Here is a 17173-nt window from a genome sequence, read left to right as displayed (position 1 = left end):
GCCGCGCGCGACGTCCCGCTCACCGCGTGTCCGAGGCCCCGCCGGGGGCACCGGCGGCGCCGGCACGGTCCGCGGGGGGTGGCAGGATGACCGCATGGCTCTGACGGCGCAGGTGAAGGAGGAGCTGGCCCGCCTGACGGTGGACCGCACGTCGGCCCGCAAGGCGGAGGTCGCGGCCACGCTGCGGTTCGCCGGCGGCCTGCACATCATCTCCGGGCGCATCGTCATCGAGGCCGAGCTCGACACGTCCATGGCCGCGCGGCGGCTGCGGCAGGCGCTGGCCGAGGTCTACGGCCACGACAGCGAGATCATCGTCGTCTCCGCCGGGGGGTTGCGGCGCGGCAGCCGGTACGTCGTGCGCGTCGTCCGCGACGGCGAGGCGCTGGCCCGGCAGACGGGTCTGCTCGACGGCCGCGGCCGCCCTGTGCGGGGCCTGCCGTCGCAGGTCGTCGCCGGGGGCGTCGCGGAGGCGGAGGCGGCGTGGCGGGGCGCGTTCCTCGCGCACGGGTCCCTCACCGAGCCGGGCCGCTCGGCCTCGCTCGAGGTCACCTGCCCGGGGCCCGAGGCAGCCCTCGCGCTCGTCGGCGCGGCCCGACGCCTGCAGATCCCGGCGAAGGCGCGGGAGGTACGCGGCGTCGACCGCGTCGTCATCCGCGACGGGGACGCCATCAGCGCGATGCTCGCGCGCCTCGGCGCCCACCAGACCCTGCTGGTGTGGGAGGAGCGGCGCGTGCGGCGCGAGGTGCGCGGCACCGCGAACCGGCTCGCGAACTTCGACGACGCGAACCTGCGCCGCTCGGCGCGCGCCGCGGTGGCGGCGGGCGCCCGGGTCGAGCGCGCCTTCGAGATCCTCGGCGAGGACCTGCCCGAGCACCTGCGGCAGGCGGGGGAGCTCCGCCTGGCGCACAAGGAGGCGTCGCTCGAGGAGCTCGGCCGCCTCGCGGACCCGCCGCTGACGAAGGACGCCGTGGCCGGGCGGATCCGGCGCCTGCTCGCCACGGCCGACCGCAAGGCGGCCGACCTCGGCATCCCGGACACGGAGGCGGGGCTGTCCCCCGACCTGCTCGACCTGTAGCCGCCGGGCCGCGGGCGCCGGCGCCGGCGCCGACCGGGGTCGGCCGGACGGCTCCCGCGTCCCCCGTCGGGCGCGTCCCACGCACCGTCGTCGCGTCTCAGGGCGTGACCTACGTCCCCTGTCGACGACGGGCGCGCATGTAGTCTCGTGCCGTCCCGAGGGGGGACACCTGCGTGGCGTGGCACCACGGCGCGGGGGAGGATCCTCACGGGCGACGCACAGCGTCGTGCGTGCTTCCGACACCAACTGTGTGCGCCGACGCCGTCGGCGCGTGCCGAGGAGGGCAAGTGACCATCAAGGTCGGCATCAACGGCTTCGGCCGCATCGGACGCAACTTCTACCGGGCGATCATCGCCTCGGGAGCCGACATCGAGATCGTCGGCGTGAACGACCTCACGGACAACAAGACCCTCGCGCACCTGCTGAAGTACGACACGGTCCTCGGGCGCTTCCCGCTGAGCGTGTCCTACGACGAGAACAACATCGTCGTCGACGGCAAGAACATCCGGGCCCTCGCCGAGCGCGACCCGGCCAACCTCCCCTGGGGCGAGCTGGGCGCGGACATCGTCATCGAGTCCACGGGCTTCTTCACGGACGCCGAGAAGGCGAAGGCGCACATCGCGGGCGGTGCCAAGAAGGTCATCATCTCCGCGCCGGCCAAGAACGAGGACGCGACCTTCGTCGTCGGCGTGAACCACACGCAGTACGACCCGGCCGCGCACACGATCATCTCCAACGCGTCCTGCACGACGAACTGCCTCGCCCCGGTGGCGAAGGCGCTCAACGACGCGATCGGCATCGAGCGTGGCCTCATGACCACGATCCACGCCTACACGGGTGACCAGAACCTGCAGGACGGCCCCCACAAGGACCTCCGCCGCGCCCGCGCCGCCGCGCAGAACATCGTCCCGACCTCGACGGGTGCCGCCAAGGCCGTGGCCCTCGTGCTCCCCGAGCTCAAGGGCAAGCTCGACGGCTTCGCGCTCCGCGTGCCGACGATCACCGGCTCCGCCACCGACCTGACCTTCACCGCCTCGCGCGAGGTCACGGTCGAGGAGGTCAACGCCGCGGTGAAGGCCGCCGCCGAGGGCCCCCTCAAGGGCATCCTCGAGTACGTCGAGGACGAGATCGTCTCCAGCGACATCGTCACCAACCCGCACCAGAGCATCTTCGACTCGAAGCTGACGAAGGTCAGCGGCGACCTGGTGAAGATCATCGCGTGGTACGACAACGAGTGGGGCTACTCCAACAGCCTCGTCGCGCTGACGTCCTACGTCGGCGAGCGGCTCTGACCTCACGGGTCCTCGCGACCACCGCACCACCGGTGCACCCCTGCGTCCGCGCGCGCCGGCGCCCCTCGGGGCCCGGCGCCCGCGGACGCAGTGCTGTCCGGCACCGGCCCGACGCCGGTGGCCGGTGCGTCCACCACGCCCACCAGCACGCCCACCAGCACTCCCACCAGCACTCCCACCAGCACGGCAGGAGACCATGAAGACCATCGAGGACCTGGGGGACCTGCGCGGCACGCGCGTCCTCGTCCGCTCCGACTTCAACGTGCCCCTCGACGGCACGACGATCACCGACGACGGCCGCGTCCGAGCGGCGCTGCCCACGCTGCAGGCGCTCCTGCACGCCGGCGCGCGCGTCGTCGTGGCCGCGCACCTCGGCCGTCCCAAGGGCGCGCCCGAGGCGAAGTACTCGCTCGCGCCCGTCGCGACCCGGCTGTCCGAGCTCCTCGGCCAGCCCGTCGCGCTCGCCGAGGACGTCGTGGGGGAGTCGGCGAAGGCCACCGTCGCCGGGCTCGGCGACGGCGAGATCGCGCTGCTCGAGAACATCCGCTTCGACCCGCGGGAGACCAGCAAGGTCGAGGCCGAGCGCGCCGAGCTCGCCGGTGAGCTCGCGGGGCTCGCGGACGTCTTCGTCTCCGACGGCTTCGGCGTCGTGCACCGCAAGCAGGCGTCGGTCTACGACGTGGCGCAGGTGCTGCCGCACGCGGTCGGGCATCTCGTGCTCAAGGAGGTCGACTCCCTGCGCAAGGCGACCGACGACCCGCAGCGGCCGTACGCGGTCGTGCTCGGCGGGTCGAAGGTCTCCGACAAGCTCGGCGTCATCGCCAACCTGCTGACGAAGGCGGACCGCCTGCTCATCGGCGGCGGCATGCTCTTCACGTTCCTGGCCGCCAAGGGGTACTCCGTGGGCAGCTCGCTGCTCGAGCAGGACCAGGTCGACACCGTCAAGGGCTACCTGGCGCAGGCGGAGGAGTCCGGCGTCGAGATCGTCCTGCCGGTCGACGTCGTCGTCGCGCCGCAGTTCGCGGCCGACGCGCCGGCCACCGTCGTCGCCGCCGACGCGATCCCCGACGGCCAGATGGGCCTCGACATCGGCCCGGAGAGCCAGGAGCTGTTCCGGTCGAAGCTGCTCGACGCGAAGACCATCGTGTGGAACGGCCCGGCGGGCGTGTTCGAGTTCGAGGCGTTCTCCGCGGGCACGCGCGCGGTGGCCCAGGCGCTCGTCGACGCGGGCGCGAACGGCGCCTTCACCATCGTCGGCGGCGGCGACTCGGCCGCGGCCGTGCGCACGCTCGGCTTCGACGAGGCCGGCTTCGGCCACATCTCCACCGGCGGCGGCGCGTCGCTGGAGTTCCTCGAGGGCAAGACCCTCCCCGGCATCGCCGTCCTGGAGGGCTGACGCATGGCAGACCGCACCCCGCTCATGGCGGGCAACTGGAAGATGAACCTGGACCACCAGCAGGCGATCCAAACGGTGCAGAAGCTCGCCTGGACCCTGAAGGACGCGAAGCACGACTTCGCGGCCGTCGAGGTCGTCGTGCTGCCGCCGTTCACGGACCTGCGCTCGGTGCAGACGCTCGTGGACGCCGACTCCCTCGAGCTCGGCTACGGCGCGCAGGACCTGTCCGCCCACGTGTCGGGCGCCTACACGGGCGAGGTCTCGCCGGTGTTCCTCGCCAAGCTGGGCTGCACCTACGTGGCCGTCGGCCACTCCGAGCGCCGGCAGTACCACGGCGAGGACGAGGCGGTGACGAACGCCAAGGTGAAGAACGCCCTGGCGCACGGCCTCGCGCCGATCCTCTGCGTCGGCGAGGAGCTCGAGGTCCGCAAGGCGGGGCAGCACGTCCCGCACACGCTGGCTCAGCTCGACGGTGGCCTCGAGGGCCTGACGGCCGAGCAGGTGCGTCAGGTCGTCGTCGCCTACGAGCCCGTCTGGGCCATCGGCACGGGCGAGACGGCGACGCCGGAGGACGCGCAGGAGCTGTGCGGCGCCATCCGCGCGCGCATCGCCGAGCTCTACGACGCCGGCACCGCCGACGCCGTCCGCGTGCTCTACGGCGGCTCCGTGAAGTCCTCGAACGTCGCCTCGATCATGGCCAAGCCCGACGTCGACGGCGCGCTCGTCGGCGGCGCGAGCCTCGACCCCGAGGAGTTCGCGCGGATCGCCAGCTTCCGGGCCGCCGCGGCCTGACCGGTCGACCGCACGGACGATCGCCCGACCGGGTGACGACCCGCGGGCGGGCTGCTGGCCCGCCCGCGGGATCGTCGCCTACCCTTGTGCCCGCCTCACCGTCGGACGACAGGAAAGCCACCTCGTGAACGCACTCCGCATCACCCTCCAGGTGCTGCTCGTCCTCTCCAGCCTGCTGCTGGTCCCCCTCGTGCTCCTGCACAAGGGCCGCGGCGGCGGGTTGTCCGACATGTTCGGCGGCGGCGTCACGTCCGGCGCCGCGAGCTCCGGGGTCGCCGAGCGCAACCTCAACCGCATCACCGTCGGGGTCGCACTCGTGTGGACCGTGGTCATCGTGCTGCTCGGCCTCGTCGAGCGCTTCAGCTGAGGGGGACGCCATGGCGAGCGGGAGTGCGATCAGGGGGTCGCGGGTCGGAGCCGGCCCGATGGGCGAGGCGGAGCGCGGCGACGCGGCCCCTCGCGTCTGGATCTCCTACTGGTGCGCGAACGGCCACGAGACGCGGCCGTCCTTCGCGGAGGAGGCGTCCGCCGAGGCGCCCGTGACCTGGGACTGCCCGCGCTGCGGCTTCCCGGCGGGGCAGGACCAGGCGAACCCGCCGAGCCCGTCGCGGACCGAGCCGTACAAGACGCACCTGGCGTACGTGAAGGAGCGGCGTTCCGACGAGGACGGCGCGGCCATCCTCGACGAGGCGCTGGCCGCGCTGCGGGCCCGCCGGGGTCGCTGACCGCCCGGCGCCCACGCCGCGCACGACCGATGCGACGAGGGGGTTCCGACCGGATGACCGGTCGGGGCCCCCTCGTCGCACGCCAGCCGGGTCAGCCCGCCGCGGGCGTGCCGGCGTCCGACGCCGAGCGTGACGCTGCGGCCACGTCCAGCAGCCAGCGCGTCCGCTCACGGCCGACCGCGCCTGCCGCCGGCACCTGGGCGACCGGTCCGTCCCCGAGGGCGGCGGCCACGGCGTCGGCCTTCTCCTCGCCGGCGGCGACGACCCACACCTCCCGCGCGCTGCGGATCGCCTCGAAGGTGAGCGAGACCCGCAGCGGGGGCGGCTTGGGGGAGTCGTGCACCCCCGTGGTCGTGCGCCCGACCACGTCGAGCCCGGGATGGTCCGGGAACAGCGAGGCCACGTGGCCGTCGGGCCCCATGCCGAGCAGGAGGACGTCCAGCTCCGGCAGGGCGGCGCCCTCCGGGGCGTGCGCCGCCAGCTCCTCCGCGTAGGCGGCGGCCGCCGCCTCGGGGTCGCCGACCACGTCTGCGGCCGGCACGGCGTGGACGTTGGCGGCCGGGAGGGCGTCGCCGAGTGTGTCGAGCAGCGCCTCCCGCGCCTGCGTCTCGTTGCGGTCGGGGTCCCCGGCGGGCACGAACCGCTCGTCGCCCCACCACAGGTGCACGCCCGTCCAGTCGACGGCGTCCCGCACGGGGTTGGCGGCGACGGCCGCGAGCGTCCTGATCCCGACCGTGCCGCCGGTGAGCACGAGGTGCACGGGCCGGTGGTGGGACTGGGCGTCGAGGACCGCGGTGAGCAGCCGGGCGGCCGTCGCCTCCGCGAGCGTCGCGGCGTCGGGGTGCACGACGACGTCGCGCAGCGGGTGGGGCGTGGTCATGCGTCCTCCGGGTCAGGCGTCGATGAGGGCGAGGCCGCGCGTGAGGGTCTCGCCGTACACCTCGTCGGCGTCGAGGCGGCGCAGCTCCTCGGCCAGGCACTCGCGGAGCTGACGGATGGGCAGGGCGATCCGGTGCTCCGGCTGGTCCGGCTTGATGAGCGCGGCCGTCTTGCCGTCGGGACGGTCGAGCACGATGTCCCCGGACGCCCGGTGCAGCCGCACCTGCGTGATCGCCGGCGCGCCCTCGATGCGCTCGACGCGCACGGGGCACTTGAGCGACCACGCCAGCCAGCCGGCCATGAGGTCGACGGACGGGTGCGTGCTCTCGCCGGAGACCGACGCCTCGAGCACGGGCTCGAACGGCGGCTGCTCCAGCGTCGCCGCGATGAGCCCCCGCCACAGGGTGGTCCGCGCCCAGGCGATGTCCGTGTCGCCCTCCGCGTGGACCGTCGCCAGGCGGCGCAGGGCCGGCCCGGGCTGCGAGGTGGCGGACGTGTCCGTGATCCGGCGCTGCGCCATGCGGCCCAGCGGGTGCGCCGCGGGGTTGTCCGGCACCTCGAACGGCCACCACGTGACGATGGGGGCGTCCGGCAGGAGCAGGGGCATGACGAGGGTGTCGTCGTCCGCCGCGATCGCGCGGGACGGCCGCAGGATGACGACCTCGCTCGCGCCGGCGTCACCGCCCAGCCGGATCTCCGCGTCGAGGGTGCTCTCGGCGGGCTCGGCGCTGCGGGCCAGGACGATGACGCGGCAGGGGTGCTCCCGGCTCGCCTCGTTGGCCGCCGCGATGGCGACCTCGGGGTCCTGGTCCTCGGCGTCGATCACGAGGGTCAGCACGCGCCCGAGGGCGACGGCGCCGCCCTCGTCGCGCTCCTCGATGAGGCGCTTGTTGATCGCCCGGGTCGTGGTGCCCGGCAGGTGGATGATCACGGTCTCCTCCACTGGCGGCCGTCACGGGCCATCATCGCGTCGGCCGACGCCGGTCCCCAGGTGCCGGCGCGGTACTGGTCGGGCTTGCCCTTCGAGGCCCAGTACGCCGTGATCGGGTCGAGGACCTTCCAGGACAGCTCGACCTCCTCCTGGCGCGGGAACAGCGGCGGGTCGCCGAGGAGCACGTCGAGGATGAGGCGCTCGTAGGCCTCCGGCGAGGACTCGGTGAACGAGTGCCCGTACCCGAAGTCCATCGTGACGTCGCGCACCTCCATGGCGGTGCCGGGCACCTTGGCGCCGAACCGCAGCGTGACGCCCTCGTCGGGCTGCACGCGGATGACCAGGGCGTTCTTGCCCAGCTCCTCCGTGGCGGTCGACTCGAAGGGCAGGTGCGGCGCGCGCTTGAACACGACCGCGATCTCGGTGACGCGGCGGCCGAGGCGCTTCCCGGTGCGCAGGTAGAACGGCACGCCGGCCCAGCGGCGGGTGTCGATGTCCAGGCGCACGGCCGCGAAGGTCTCCGTGGTGGAGGCGGGGTTGAACCCCTCCTCCTCCAGGTACCCGACGACCTGCTCGCCGCCCTGCCACCCCGCGGCGTACTGCCCGCGCGAGGTGTGCCGGCCGAGGTCGCGCGGGAGCCGGACCGCCGAGAGGACCTTGATCTTCTCCGCCCGCAGGTCCGCCGCCTCGAAGGAGACGGGCTCCTCCATGGCGGTGAGCGCCAGGAGCTGCAGGAGGTGGTTCTGGATGACGTCGCGCGCCGCGCCGATGCCGTCGTAGTACCCCGCGCGCCCGCCGATGCCGATGTCCTCGGCCATCGTGATCTGCACGTGGTCGACGTAGTTGGCGTTCCAGATCGGCTCGAAGAGCTGGTTCGCGAACCGCAGGGCCAGGAGGTTCTGGACCGTCTCCTTGCCCAGGTAGTGGTCGATCCGGAACACGTCGTCCGGTCGGAAGACCGAGGAGACGACGCGGTCCAGCTCCTGCGCGCTCTTGAGGTCGTGCCCGAAGGGCTTCTCGATGACCACGCGGCGCCAGGTGCCCTCCTTCGGCTGCGACAGGCCCGACCGGGACAGCTGCTCGCAGACGACGGGGAACTGGCTCGGCGGCACCGACAGGTAGAACGCGTGGTTGCCGCCGGTGCCGCGCTTCACGTCGAGCTCCTCGACCGTCGCGGCCAGCTGGTCGAACGCGGCGTCGTCGTCGAAGGAGCCCTGGACGAAGCGGATGCCCTCCGCGAGCTGGCGCCACGTCGCCTCGTGGAACGGCGTGCGGGCGTGCTCGCGGACGGAGTCGTGGACGATCTGCGCGAAGTCCTGCGTCTCCCAGTCCCGCCGGGCGAAGCCCGTCAGGGCGAACCCGGGCGGGAGCAGGCCGCGGTTGGTGAGGTCGTAGACGGCCGGCATGAGCTTCTTGCGCGCCAGGTCGCCGGTGACGCCGAAGATGACGAGCCCGCAGGGGCCGGCGATGCGCGGCAGGCGCCGGTCCCGCGGGTCCCGCAGCGGGTTGCGGCCGGGTGCGACCTTGGCGGGCCTCACCGGGACGCCCCGGACCCGCTGGCCACCGCCTCCTGGGCGCCGCCGAGCCCGTCGCGCACCGTGCCGAGGAGCTGCTCCCAGGCCTGGTCGAACTTCTGCAGGCCGTCGACCTCGAGGGCCTCCGTCACCTCGTCGAGGGAGACGCCGAGGGCCGCGAGCCGGTCGACGACCTCCTGCGACTCCTCGGTCCGACCGGTGACCGTGTCGCCGGTGATCTCCGCGTGGTCCTCCGTCGCCTCGAGCGTGCCGGCGGGCATCGTGTTGACGACGCCGGCGACGACGAGCTCCTGCACGTACAGCGTGTCGGGGTACGCCGGGTCCTTGACGCCGGTCGACGCCCACAGCGGTCGCTGCGGCTTGGCGCCGGCGGCGGCCAGGGCCTTCCACCGGTCGGAGGCGGCGACCTCCTGGTACGCGCCGTAGGCGAGGCGGGCGTTGGCCAGGGCGGCCTTGCCGCGCAGCGCGGCGGCCTCCTCGGTGCCGAGCTCGTCGAGCCTCTTGTCGATCGCCGCGTCGACCCGGCTGACGAAGAACGAGGCGACGGAGGCGACGGGCGCGAGGTCGATGCCCTTCTCCTTCGCCTGCTCGAGACCCGTGAGGAACGCGTCGAGCACGGCGCGGTAGCGCTCGAGGGAGAAGATGAGCGTGACGTTGACGCTGATGCCCTCGGCCAGGACCGCGGTGATGGCCGGCAGGCCCTCGATCGTCGCGGGGATCTTGATGAAGACGTTGGGGCGGTCCACCGTCGACCACAGCGCCTTCGCGGACGCGACCGTCTTCTCCGTGTCACGGGCGAGCCGCGGGTCGACCTCGATGGACACGCGGCCGTCGACGCCGTCCGTGGCGTCGTACACCGGGCGCAGGACGTCGGCCGCCTCGCGGACGTCGTCCGTGGTGATGCGGAAGACCGCGTCCTCGACGTCGGCGCCCTGGGCGGCCAGCTCGCGCAGCTGCTCGTCGTAGGCGTCGCCCTTGGCGAGCGCCGAGGCGAAGATCGAGGGGTTCGTCGTCACCCCGACGACGCCGTGGTGGGCCACGAGGTCGGCGAGGTTGCCGGTGCGCAGCCGCTCCCGGGACAGGTCGTCGAGCCAGACGGCGACGCCCTCCTGCACGAGGCGGTCGAGCGGCGCGCTGCGCGCACCGCGGTCCTCGGCCTTCGGCGTGCCCTGGCCGGTGGTCTCCTGCGTGCTCTGCTCGGACATCGGTGGTCCTCCTTGCGTCTGCGGTCGGCGCGCCCGTGGGGTGCGCGGCCGGTGGGGTCCGCGGGGCGGGGCGTCGCGGTGGCGACGTGTGCGTCGTCAGGTGCGACGCCCCGCCGAGGGGTGGGTCCGTGCCGGGCGGGGCCCGGCGGTCGGGTGCCGGGCGCGCCCGGCACCGCGGGTCAGGCCTGCTGGTCGCCCGTGCCGCTGCGGTCGGGCGTGCCGGAGTCGGACGACGGGTCGGCGTCGCCGCGGGCGGCGGCCAGCGACTCGTGCGCCGCGGCCACGACGGCCTCGGCCGTGATGCCGAACTCGCGGTACAGCGTCTCGTAGTCGGCGGACGCCCCGTAGTGCTCGAGCGACACGCTGCGGCCGGCGTCGCCGACGAGCTTGTGCCAGGACAGGGCCAGCCCCGCCTCGACCGACACGCGGGCGCGCACGGCCTTCGGCAGCACCTGCTCGCGGTACTCCGCGTCCTGCTCGGCGAACCACTCCAGCGACGGCGCGGACACCACGCGCGTGGCGACGCCCGCCGCCTCGAGGGTGGTGCGCGCCTCGACGGCGAGCTGCACCTCGGAGCCCGTCGCCAGGAGGATGACGTCCGGCGTGCCCGACGAGGCGTCGAGCAGCACGTACGCGCCGCGGGCCACGCCGTCGGCGGACGTGAAGCCGTCCTCGCCGCGGGGGAACGTCGGCACGTTCTGCCGGGTCAGCACGAGGCCGACCGGGCCGTCGGTGCGCTCGAGCAGCGCCTTCCAGGCAGCGGCCGTCTCGTTGGCGTCGGCCGGGCGCACCACGGCCAGGCCGGGGATGGCGCGGCACGCCGCGAGGTGCTCGACCGGCTGGTGCGTCGGGCCGTCCTCACCCAGGCCGATGGAGTCGTGCGTCCACACGTACGTGACCGGCACGCCCATGAGGGCGGCGAGGCGGACGGAGCCGCGCATGTAGTCCGAGAAGGTGAAGAACGTGCCGCCGTACGGCCGGGTGTTCCCGTGCAGCCGGATGCCGGACAGGATCGCGCCCATCGCGTGCTCGCGGATGCCGAAGTGCAGCGTGCGGCCGTACTCGTCGCCCGAGAACTCCTTCGTGGAGTACTTGGCGGGGATGAAGGACGGCTCGCCCTTCATCGTCGTGTTGTTGGAGCCCGCGAGGTCGGCGGAGCCGCCCCACAGCTCGGGCAGGACGGGCGCGAGCGCGGAGAGCACCTCGCCGGACGCCTGGCGCGTCGCGACGGCCTTGCCGGCCTCGAACGTCGGCAGGGCGTCCGCCCAGCCCTCGGGCAGGGTGCCGGCCTCGAGCCGGTCGTGCAGCGCCGCCCGCTCGGGGTTCGCGCTGCGCCACGCGTCGTACGACTCCTGCCAGCGGGCCTTGGCCTCGGCGGTGCGCTGCGACAGGCCGCGCGTGTGCTCGATGACCTCCGGCGCGACGTCGAAGCTCTTCTCCGGGTCGAAGCCGAGGACCTCCTTGAGGCCCTTGACCTCGTCCGTGCCCAGCTTCGAGCCGTGCGCGCCGTGCGTGCCCTGCTTCTTCGGCGAGGGCCAGGCGATGATCGTGCGGAGCTGGATGAAGGAGGGCTGGTCCGTGACCGCCTTGGCCGCCTCGATCGCGGCGTAGAGGGCGTCGACGTCCTCGTGGTAGCCGTCGGGCCCGGTCAGCCAGTCCACCGTCTGCACGTGCCAGCCGTACGCGCCGTAGCGCGCGGCGACGTCCTCGGTGAACGCGATCTGCGTGTCGCCCTCGATGGAGATGCGGTTGTCGTCCCAGACGACGACGAGGTTGCCCAGCTGCTGGGTGCCCGCGACCGACGAGGCCTCGGAGGTGACGCCCTCCTGCAGGTCGCCGTCGGAGGCCAGCACGTAGACGAAGTGGTCGAACGGGCTGGTACCCGGTGCCGCGTCGGGGTCGAGCAGGCCGCGCTCCCGGCGGGCCGCCATCGCGAAGCCCACGGCCGAGGCGAGCCCCTGGCCCAGGGGGCCGGTGGTGATCTCGATGCCGGTGGTGTGGCGGAACTCCGGGTGGCCCGGGGTCTTGGAGTCCCAGGTGCGCAGGGCCTCCAGGTCCTCGAGCTCCAGGCCCCAGCCGCCCAGGTAGAGCTGGATGTACTGCGTCAGGCTCGAGTGGCCGCAGGACAGGACGAAGCGGTCCCGGCCCGTCCAGTGCGGGTCCGCGGGGTCGTGCCGCATGACGTTCTGGTAGAGGAGGTACGCGGCCGGGGCCAGGCTGATCGCGGTGCCGGGGTGGCCGTTGCCGACCTTCTCGACGGCGTCGGCGGCGAGGACGCGGACCGTGTCGACCGCCTTGCGGTCGAGGTCGGTCCACCCGACCGACGGAGCAGCAGGGGCCTGGACGTTCACATGTCCTCATTCCCGCCCGCGACCGGCGGGCGTCAGGGGGCTCCGGCACCGGGTGCCGGGACGACGGGCGTACGACGGGCACGGGACGGTGCGCAGGTGGCACGACGGCAGGCTGCCGCGGCACCACGGGCGCGCCGCTGCCGTCCCCGCCGCGAGCCTAGACCTCCCGCCCCCGGCCCCGCCGACCGAGCCGTCCAGGGGGTGGGACGCCGGATCGGTCCGATCTGCCCCGGGCCGGTGCGCCGACCTGTGGCCGGGCCGCGACGTGACGTGCGCCCGCACGCCCGTGGCGGCGCGCCGCGGGCGTACCATGGCGGGGTCCCAGCACCCCCCGACCTGCCCGCACGCCCGCGGGCCCGGACCGCCGCGTGCGGCACCCGGCGGTCGTGCAGGACGTCGACCCGGCACCCCGGTGCCCCGGACGAGGAACGGAGCCGCACCGCGTGCGTCCACGCAGAACCCTGACGACCGAGGCCGCTCCGGCGTCGTCCCTGCCCGCGGGGGCTCCCGCACCCGTCATCGGCGACGCCGTCGAGGCCGTCGAGGCCGTGCCCGTCACCGCGGGGCCGCAGCGCGCCGGTGACGGCCGGCAGCCCGCCGCGGGACGCGGGCGGCTGCGGGGCAAGGTCGGTGCGTACGTCGCGCTGACGAAGCCGCGGGTGATCGAGCTGCTGCTCATCACCACCGTCCCCACCATGGTGCTGGCCGCCGGCGGCCTGCCCCCGCTCGGGCTGGTGCTGGCGACCCTCGTCGGCGGGGCCATGGCCGCGGGCGCCGCGAACGTCCTCAACTGCTACCTCGACCGCGACATCGACGCCGTCATGCACCGCACCCGCCGGCGGCCGACCATCACGGGCGCGGTCACGCCGCGCGAGACGCTCGTCTTCGGGCTCGTGCTGGGCGTCGTGTCCCTCGTGTGGCTCTGGACGCTCGTCAACCCGGTCTCCGCGCTGCTCGCCGCCGCGGCCGTGCTCATCTACGTCGTCGGCTACACGATGATCCTCAAGCGGCGGACGTCGCAGAACATCGTCTGGGGCGGCTCGGCCGGCTGCATGCCGGTGCTCATCGGGTGGTCGGCGGTCACCGGCGGTGTCGGCTGGGCGCCGCTCGTGCTGTTCGGCGTCGTCTTCTTCTGGACGCCGCCGCACTACTGGCCGCTGTCGATGAAGTTCCGCCGCGACTACGCGGCGGCGGGCGTGCCGATGCTGCCCGTCGTGGCGGCGGACACGCGGGTCGCCCGCGAGATGGTCGGGCACACCCTGGCGATGATCGCGTGCAGCCTGCTGCTCGTGCCGGTCGCCGGGATGACCTGGGTCTACGGCGTGGTCGCCCTGGGGCTCGGCGTGTGGTTCCTCGCGCTGTGCCTGGGCCTGCTGCGGCGCGCGCGCGACCCGCAGGCTGGGCGGCTCAAGGAGATGACCGTGTTCCACGCGTCGATCACCTACCTCACCGCTCTCTCGGTGGCCGTGGTCGTCGACGTGTTCCTGCCCTTCTGACGGAGGTGGCGGCAGCCGGCGACGAGGACGTCGCACCGGCGCTCCGCGCGTCGCTGGAGCAGTACCTGGCCCACCTGCAGGTCGAGCGCGGCCTGTCGGCCAACACCCTGGCCGCCTACCGGCGGGACCTCGCGCGGTACGCCCGGCACCTGACGGCATCCGGGCGCACGGCGCCGGACCAGGTCGCGGAGGCCGACGTGACGGCCTACGTCCGCGTCCTGCGGTCCGGGTCCGACGGCCGTGCGGCGCTCTCCGCGTCCTCGGCGGCCCGCGCCGTCGTGGCCGTCCGCGGCTGGCACCGGTTCTGGCTCCTGGAGGGCGCCGTCCCCGCCGACGCCGCGCGGGCGGTCCGTCCGCCCGCGCAGCCCCGGCGCCTGCCCAAGGCCGTGCCGGTCGAGGACGTCGAGCGCCTGCTCGAGGCGGCGGGGACGGGGGAGGGCCCGGGTCCGCTGCGCGACCGCGCGCTGCTCGAGCTGCTCTACGCAACCGGTGCCCGGATCTCGGAGGCCGTCGGCCTCGACCTCGACGACCTCGACACCTCGCCGGGGCGCGCGTCCGTGCTGCTGCGCGGCAAGGGGGGCAAGGAGCGCGTCGTACCCGTCGGGTCCTTCGCGCTCGGCGCGCTCGAGGCGTACCTCGTCCGGGGACGGCCGGCGCTGGTGGCCGCCGGCCGCGGCACGCCGGCGGTGTTCTGCAACACGCGCGGCGCACGGCTGAGCCGCCAGAGCGCGTGGGCGGCGCTGCGCGCGGCGGCCGGCCGCGCCGGGCTCGCCCAGGCCCCGCACCTGTCCCCGCACACGCTCCGGCACTCGTTCGCCACGCACCTGCTGGCGGGCGGCGCCGACGTGCGGGTGGTGCAGGAGCTGCTCGGCCACGCCTCGGTCACGACGACGCAGGTGTACACCCTGGTGACCCGGGACACGCTGCGCGAGGTCTACACGACGGCGCACCCCCGGGCGCGCTGACGCGGGGTTGGGCTCCGGTAGGTTGTCCGGGTGGTGAGCGGGACGAGCGCATGAGCGGCACGAGCGAGCAGGTCACGGCAGGTCCCGGCGAGCAGCGCCTGGACCCGGCGGGCCGTCCCGTCCCCGACTTCCCGGTCCCCGCGCCCCTGGCGGCGCACGGCCCGGCCCGGGTCATCGCGATGTGCAACCAGAAGGGCGGCGTCGGCAAGACGACGACGACGATCAACCTCGGCGCCGCGCTGGCCGAGTACGGCCGACGGGTGCTCGTCGTCGACTTCGACCCGCAGGGCGCCGCGTCCGTCGGGCTGGGCACCAGCCCGCACGAGCTCGACACGACGATCTACAACCTGCTGATGGAGCGCGGCCTCGACGTGCGGGAGGTGCTGCGCAGCACCGCCGTCGAGAACCTCGACCTGCTCCCGGCGAACATCGACCTGTCCGCGGCCGAGGTGCAGCTCGTCGGGGAGGTGGCGCGCGAGTCGGTCCTGTCCCGCGTGCTGCGCCCCGTCATGGACGAGTACGACGTGGTGCTCGTCGACTGCCAGCCCTCGCTCGGGCTGCTGACCGTCAACGCGCTCACGGCCGCGCACGGGGTGCTCATCCCGCTCGAGTGCGAGTTCTTCGCGCTGCGCGGCGTGGCCCTCCTCGTCGAGACGATCGAGAAGGTGCGCGACCGGCTGAACCCGCGGCTGCAGGTCGACGGGATCCTCGCGACGATGTTCGACTCGCGGACGCTGCACGCCCGCGAGGTCGTCGCCCGCGTGCACGAGGCGTTCGGCGACACGCTCCTGCACACCGTCATCGGGCGGACGGTGAAGTTCCCGGACGCGACGGTGGCCGCGGAACCCATCACGTCCTACGCCCCGAACCACCCCGGCGCCGCCGCCTACCGCCAGCTCGCGCGCGAGCTCGTGGCCCGTGGCGACGCCGCCTGAGGCCACCGTCCGGCCGGGTCCCGCCGCCGACGCCCCGGCGGGCGGGACCGGTTTCGCCGTCCGCCTCGACAACTTCGAGGGCCCGTTCGACCTGCTGCTGGGCCTCATCGCCCGGCACAAGCTCGACATCACCGAGGTGGCGCTCGCGCGGGTGACCGACGACTTCATCGCCCACCTGCGCGCCCGGGAGAGCGCGGGGGACTGGGACCTGGGACAGGTCAGCGAGTTCCTCCTCGTCGCGGCCACGCTGCTGGACCTCAAGGCCGCGCGCCTGCTGCCGAGCGCGGAGATCGAGGACGCCGAGGACCTCGAGCTGCTCGAGGCGCGGGACCTGCTGTTCGCGCGGCTGCTGCAGTACCGGGCGTACAAGCAGGTCGCGGCCGACCTGGAGGAGCGCCTCCTGCGCGAGTCCCGGCGGTTCCCGCGGCAGGTCGCGCTCGAGCCGCAGCTCGCCGCCCTCCTGCCCGAGCTCGTCCTGAGCATCGGCCCCGAGCAGCTCGCGGCCCTGGCGGCCCGGGCCCTGGCGCCGCGCCCGGCACCGCCGGGCGTCGACCTGGCGCACCTGCACGCGCCGCCCGTCAGCGTCCGCGAGCAGGCCGACGTCCTCGTCGCCCGGCTGCGACGCAGCGGCAGCGCCTCGTTCCGCACGCTGGTGGGCGACGCCGACGGCACGCTCGTGGTCGTCGCCCGGTTCCTCGCCCTGCTCGAGCTGTTCCGCGAGGGCGCGGTGGCGTTCGAGCAGGTGCAGCCTCTGGGCGAGCTGACCGTGCGGTGGACGGGCAGCGCCGCCGGTGGCGTCCGCGTGGCCGGGGACTTCGACGCGGAGGACCTCGCGCCGCGTGCCGGCGGGGAGGGGCCGGCGTGAGCACGCCGGACGCGGGTGCCGACCTGGGCGCCGAGGAGGGCCCCGACGTCGCGTCCCTGCCGGGTGGGGCGGCGGCCGCGCTGGAGGCGGTGCTCGTCGTCGCCGACGAGCCCGTGCCCGCCGTGCGGCTCGCCGCGGTGCTGGGGCTGCCGGTGCCGCAGGTCCGCGCGCTCCTGGCCGAGCTGGCCGACGAGTACGCCGGCGCCGGCGGCGGCCGGCCCCGCGGCTTCGAGCTCCGTGAGGTGGCGGGTGGCTGGCGGATCTGGTCCTCGGCGGCCCACGGCGACGTCGTCGGGCGGTTCGTGCTCGACGGGCAGCAGGCGCGCCTGACGCAGGCGGCCCTGGAGACGCTGGCCGTCGTCGCGTACCGGCAGCCGGTGACGCGGGGGCAGGTCTCGGCCGTCCGTGGCGTGAGCGTGGACGGCGTCATGCGGACGCTGACGGCCCGCGGGCTCGTCGCCGAGGTGGGTCAGGACGCGACCACCGGTGCGGTGCTCTACGGGACCACGGGATACTTCCTCGAGCGGCTGGGGCTCGGCACCCTCGACGACCTGCCGCCGCTCGCCCCCTACCTGCCGGAGGTGGGAGACCTCGACGAGGCCGGTTCCGGGTCGCGCGGGCTCCGCACGGCCGGGACGGCGGGCGCCACCGCGCGCGGCGGCGCCTCGGGCCCGCCGCCGGGGGACGAGCAGGGCGGACGGCACGACGCGCACGACCGGGCCCGGGACGGG

The 17173-nt window shown here is 74.6% G+C and carries 15 protein-coding genes and 1 pseudogene; 11 read left to right on the top strand and 5 right to left on the bottom strand.

Features of this window, described 5'->3' with window-relative positions; genetic code table 11:
* Positions 1-94: 94 nt before the first annotated feature.
* The 6 genes from whiA (at position 95) to BM048_RS13840 (ending at position 5280) form a co-directional block, all read left to right on the top strand.
* Positions 95-1075 carry a DNA-binding protein WhiA gene (whiA, locus tag BM048_RS13870; RefSeq protein WP_090033939.1) on the top strand — a complete coding sequence of 327 codons (981 nt, stop codon included), beginning with the start codon at positions 95-97 and terminating at the stop codon, positions 1073-1075.
* A gap of 287 nt (positions 1076-1362) precedes the next feature.
* Positions 1363-2367, top strand: coding sequence for a type I glyceraldehyde-3-phosphate dehydrogenase (gene gap, locus BM048_RS13865; protein ID WP_090033938.1), 1005 nt, complete (start codon positions 1363-1365; stop codon positions 2365-2367).
* Between the two features lie 196 nt (positions 2368-2563).
* Positions 2564-3763, top strand: coding sequence for a phosphoglycerate kinase (locus BM048_RS13855; RefSeq protein ID WP_090033934.1), 1200 nt, complete (start codon positions 2564-2566; stop codon positions 3761-3763).
* 3 nt (positions 3764-3766) lie between these two features.
* Complete coding sequence (gene tpiA, locus BM048_RS13850) at positions 3767-4555, top strand: triose-phosphate isomerase (RefSeq protein ID WP_090033932.1); 789 nt, start codon at positions 3767-3769, stop codon at positions 4553-4555.
* A 124-nt stretch (positions 4556-4679) separates the two neighbouring features.
* Positions 4680-4922 (top strand): preprotein translocase subunit SecG, encoded by a 243-nt coding sequence (gene secG, locus BM048_RS13845; RefSeq protein WP_090033931.1) that lies wholly within the window; start codon positions 4680-4682, stop codon positions 4920-4922.
* A gap of 10 nt (positions 4923-4932) precedes the next feature.
* Entirely contained in the window at positions 4933-5280 is a 348-nt protein-coding gene (locus BM048_RS13840) for an RNA polymerase-binding protein RbpA (RefSeq protein ID WP_090033929.1), read from the top strand.
* A 91-nt stretch (positions 5281-5371) separates the two neighbouring features.
* Here BM048_RS13840 and pgl read toward each other — a convergent pair whose 3' ends face one another.
* The 5 genes from pgl to tkt all read right to left on the bottom strand — a co-directional run bounded on the left by pgl (position 5372) and on the right by tkt (position 12181).
* Complete coding sequence (pgl, locus tag BM048_RS13835; protein ID WP_090033927.1) at positions 5372-6160, bottom strand: 6-phosphogluconolactonase; 789 nt, start codon at positions 6158-6160, stop codon at positions 5372-5374.
* A 12-nt stretch (positions 6161-6172) separates the two neighbouring features.
* The gene (locus BM048_RS13830; RefSeq protein ID WP_090033999.1) at positions 6173-7090 is read right to left on the bottom strand and encodes a glucose-6-phosphate dehydrogenase assembly protein OpcA; all 918 of its coding nucleotides are present in this window, start codon (positions 7088-7090) and stop codon (positions 6173-6175) included.
* Positions 7087-8628, bottom strand: a complete 1542-nt coding sequence (gene zwf / locus BM048_RS13825; protein WP_090033926.1) for a glucose-6-phosphate dehydrogenase — start codon at positions 8626-8628, stop codon at positions 7087-7089. The genes BM048_RS13830 and zwf overlap by 4 nt, the downstream gene beginning before the upstream one ends.
* Positions 8625-9830, bottom strand: a complete 1206-nt coding sequence (tal, locus tag BM048_RS13820) for a transaldolase (protein ID WP_090033925.1) — start codon at positions 9828-9830, stop codon at positions 8625-8627. The genes zwf and tal overlap by 4 nt, the downstream gene beginning before the upstream one ends.
* A 179-nt stretch (positions 9831-10009) precedes the next feature.
* Positions 10010-12181 carry a transketolase gene (tkt, locus tag BM048_RS13815; protein ID WP_090033923.1) on the bottom strand — a complete coding sequence of 724 codons (2172 nt, stop codon included), beginning with the start codon at positions 12179-12181 and terminating at the stop codon, positions 10010-10012.
* A gap of 518 nt (positions 12182-12699) precedes the next feature.
* Between tkt and BM048_RS13810 the strand changes: the two genes are divergently transcribed.
* From BM048_RS13810 to scpB, 5 genes and pseudogenes are all read left to right on the top strand, one after another.
* Positions 12700-13677, top strand: a complete 978-nt coding sequence (locus BM048_RS13810) for a heme o synthase (protein ID WP_373308435.1) — start codon at positions 12700-12702, stop codon at positions 13675-13677.
* On the top strand, positions 13674-14642 hold the full coding sequence (locus BM048_RS13805) for a site-specific tyrosine recombinase XerD (protein ID WP_373308434.1): 969 nt from the start codon (positions 13674-13676) through the stop codon (positions 14640-14642). The genes BM048_RS13810 and BM048_RS13805 overlap by 4 nt, the downstream gene beginning before the upstream one ends.
* Positions 14643-14692: 50 nt before the next feature.
* A complete protein-coding gene (locus BM048_RS13800) occupies positions 14693-15577 on the top strand; it encodes a ParA family protein (RefSeq protein WP_090033921.1) in 885 nt (294 codons plus the stop codon).
* Positions 15561-16442 carry a segregation and condensation protein A gene (locus tag BM048_RS13795; protein ID WP_090033919.1) on the top strand — a complete coding sequence of 294 codons (882 nt, stop codon included), beginning with the start codon at positions 15561-15563 and terminating at the stop codon, positions 16440-16442. The genes BM048_RS13800 and BM048_RS13795 overlap by 17 nt, the downstream gene beginning before the upstream one ends.
* A pseudogene (scpB, locus tag BM048_RS13790) lies at positions 16439-17047 on the top strand (SMC-Scp complex subunit ScpB); the annotation flags it as partial. The gene BM048_RS13795 and the pseudogene scpB, both read left to right, overlap by 4 nt.
* Positions 17048-17173: the final 126 nt, after the last annotated feature.

Origin of the sequence: Cellulomonas marina (assembly GCF_900111925.1) — a bacterium.
Lineage (GTDB): Bacteria > Actinomycetota > Actinomycetes > Actinomycetales > Cellulomonadaceae > Cellulomonas > Cellulomonas marina.
This window is presented reverse-complemented; position numbering and strand designations above follow the sequence as displayed.

Excerpts from the sequence above, each read along its gene's own strand:
- whiA (WP_090033939.1), top strand. The coding sequence starts at position 95 with ATGGCTCTGACGGCGCAGGTGAAGGAGGAGCTGGCCCGCCTGACGGTG.
- BM048_RS13855 (WP_090033934.1), top strand. The coding sequence starts at position 2,564 with ATGAAGACCATCGAGGACCTGGGGGACCTGCGCGGCACGCGCGTCCTC.
- tpiA (WP_090033932.1), top strand. The coding sequence starts at position 3,767 with ATGGCAGACCGCACCCCGCTCATGGCGGGCAACTGGAAGATGAACCTG.
- BM048_RS13840 (WP_090033929.1), top strand. The coding sequence starts at position 4,933 with ATGGCGAGCGGGAGTGCGATCAGGGGGTCGCGGGTCGGAGCCGGCCCG.
- pgl (WP_090033927.1), bottom strand. The coding sequence starts at position 6,160 with ATGACCACGCCCCACCCGCTGCGCGACGTCGTCGTGCACCCCGACGCC.
- tal (WP_090033925.1), bottom strand. The coding sequence starts at position 9,830 with ATGTCCGAGCAGAGCACGCAGGAGACCACCGGCCAGGGCACGCCGAAG.
- BM048_RS13800 (WP_090033921.1), top strand. The coding sequence starts at position 14,693 with ATGAGCGGCACGAGCGAGCAGGTCACGGCAGGTCCCGGCGAGCAGCGC.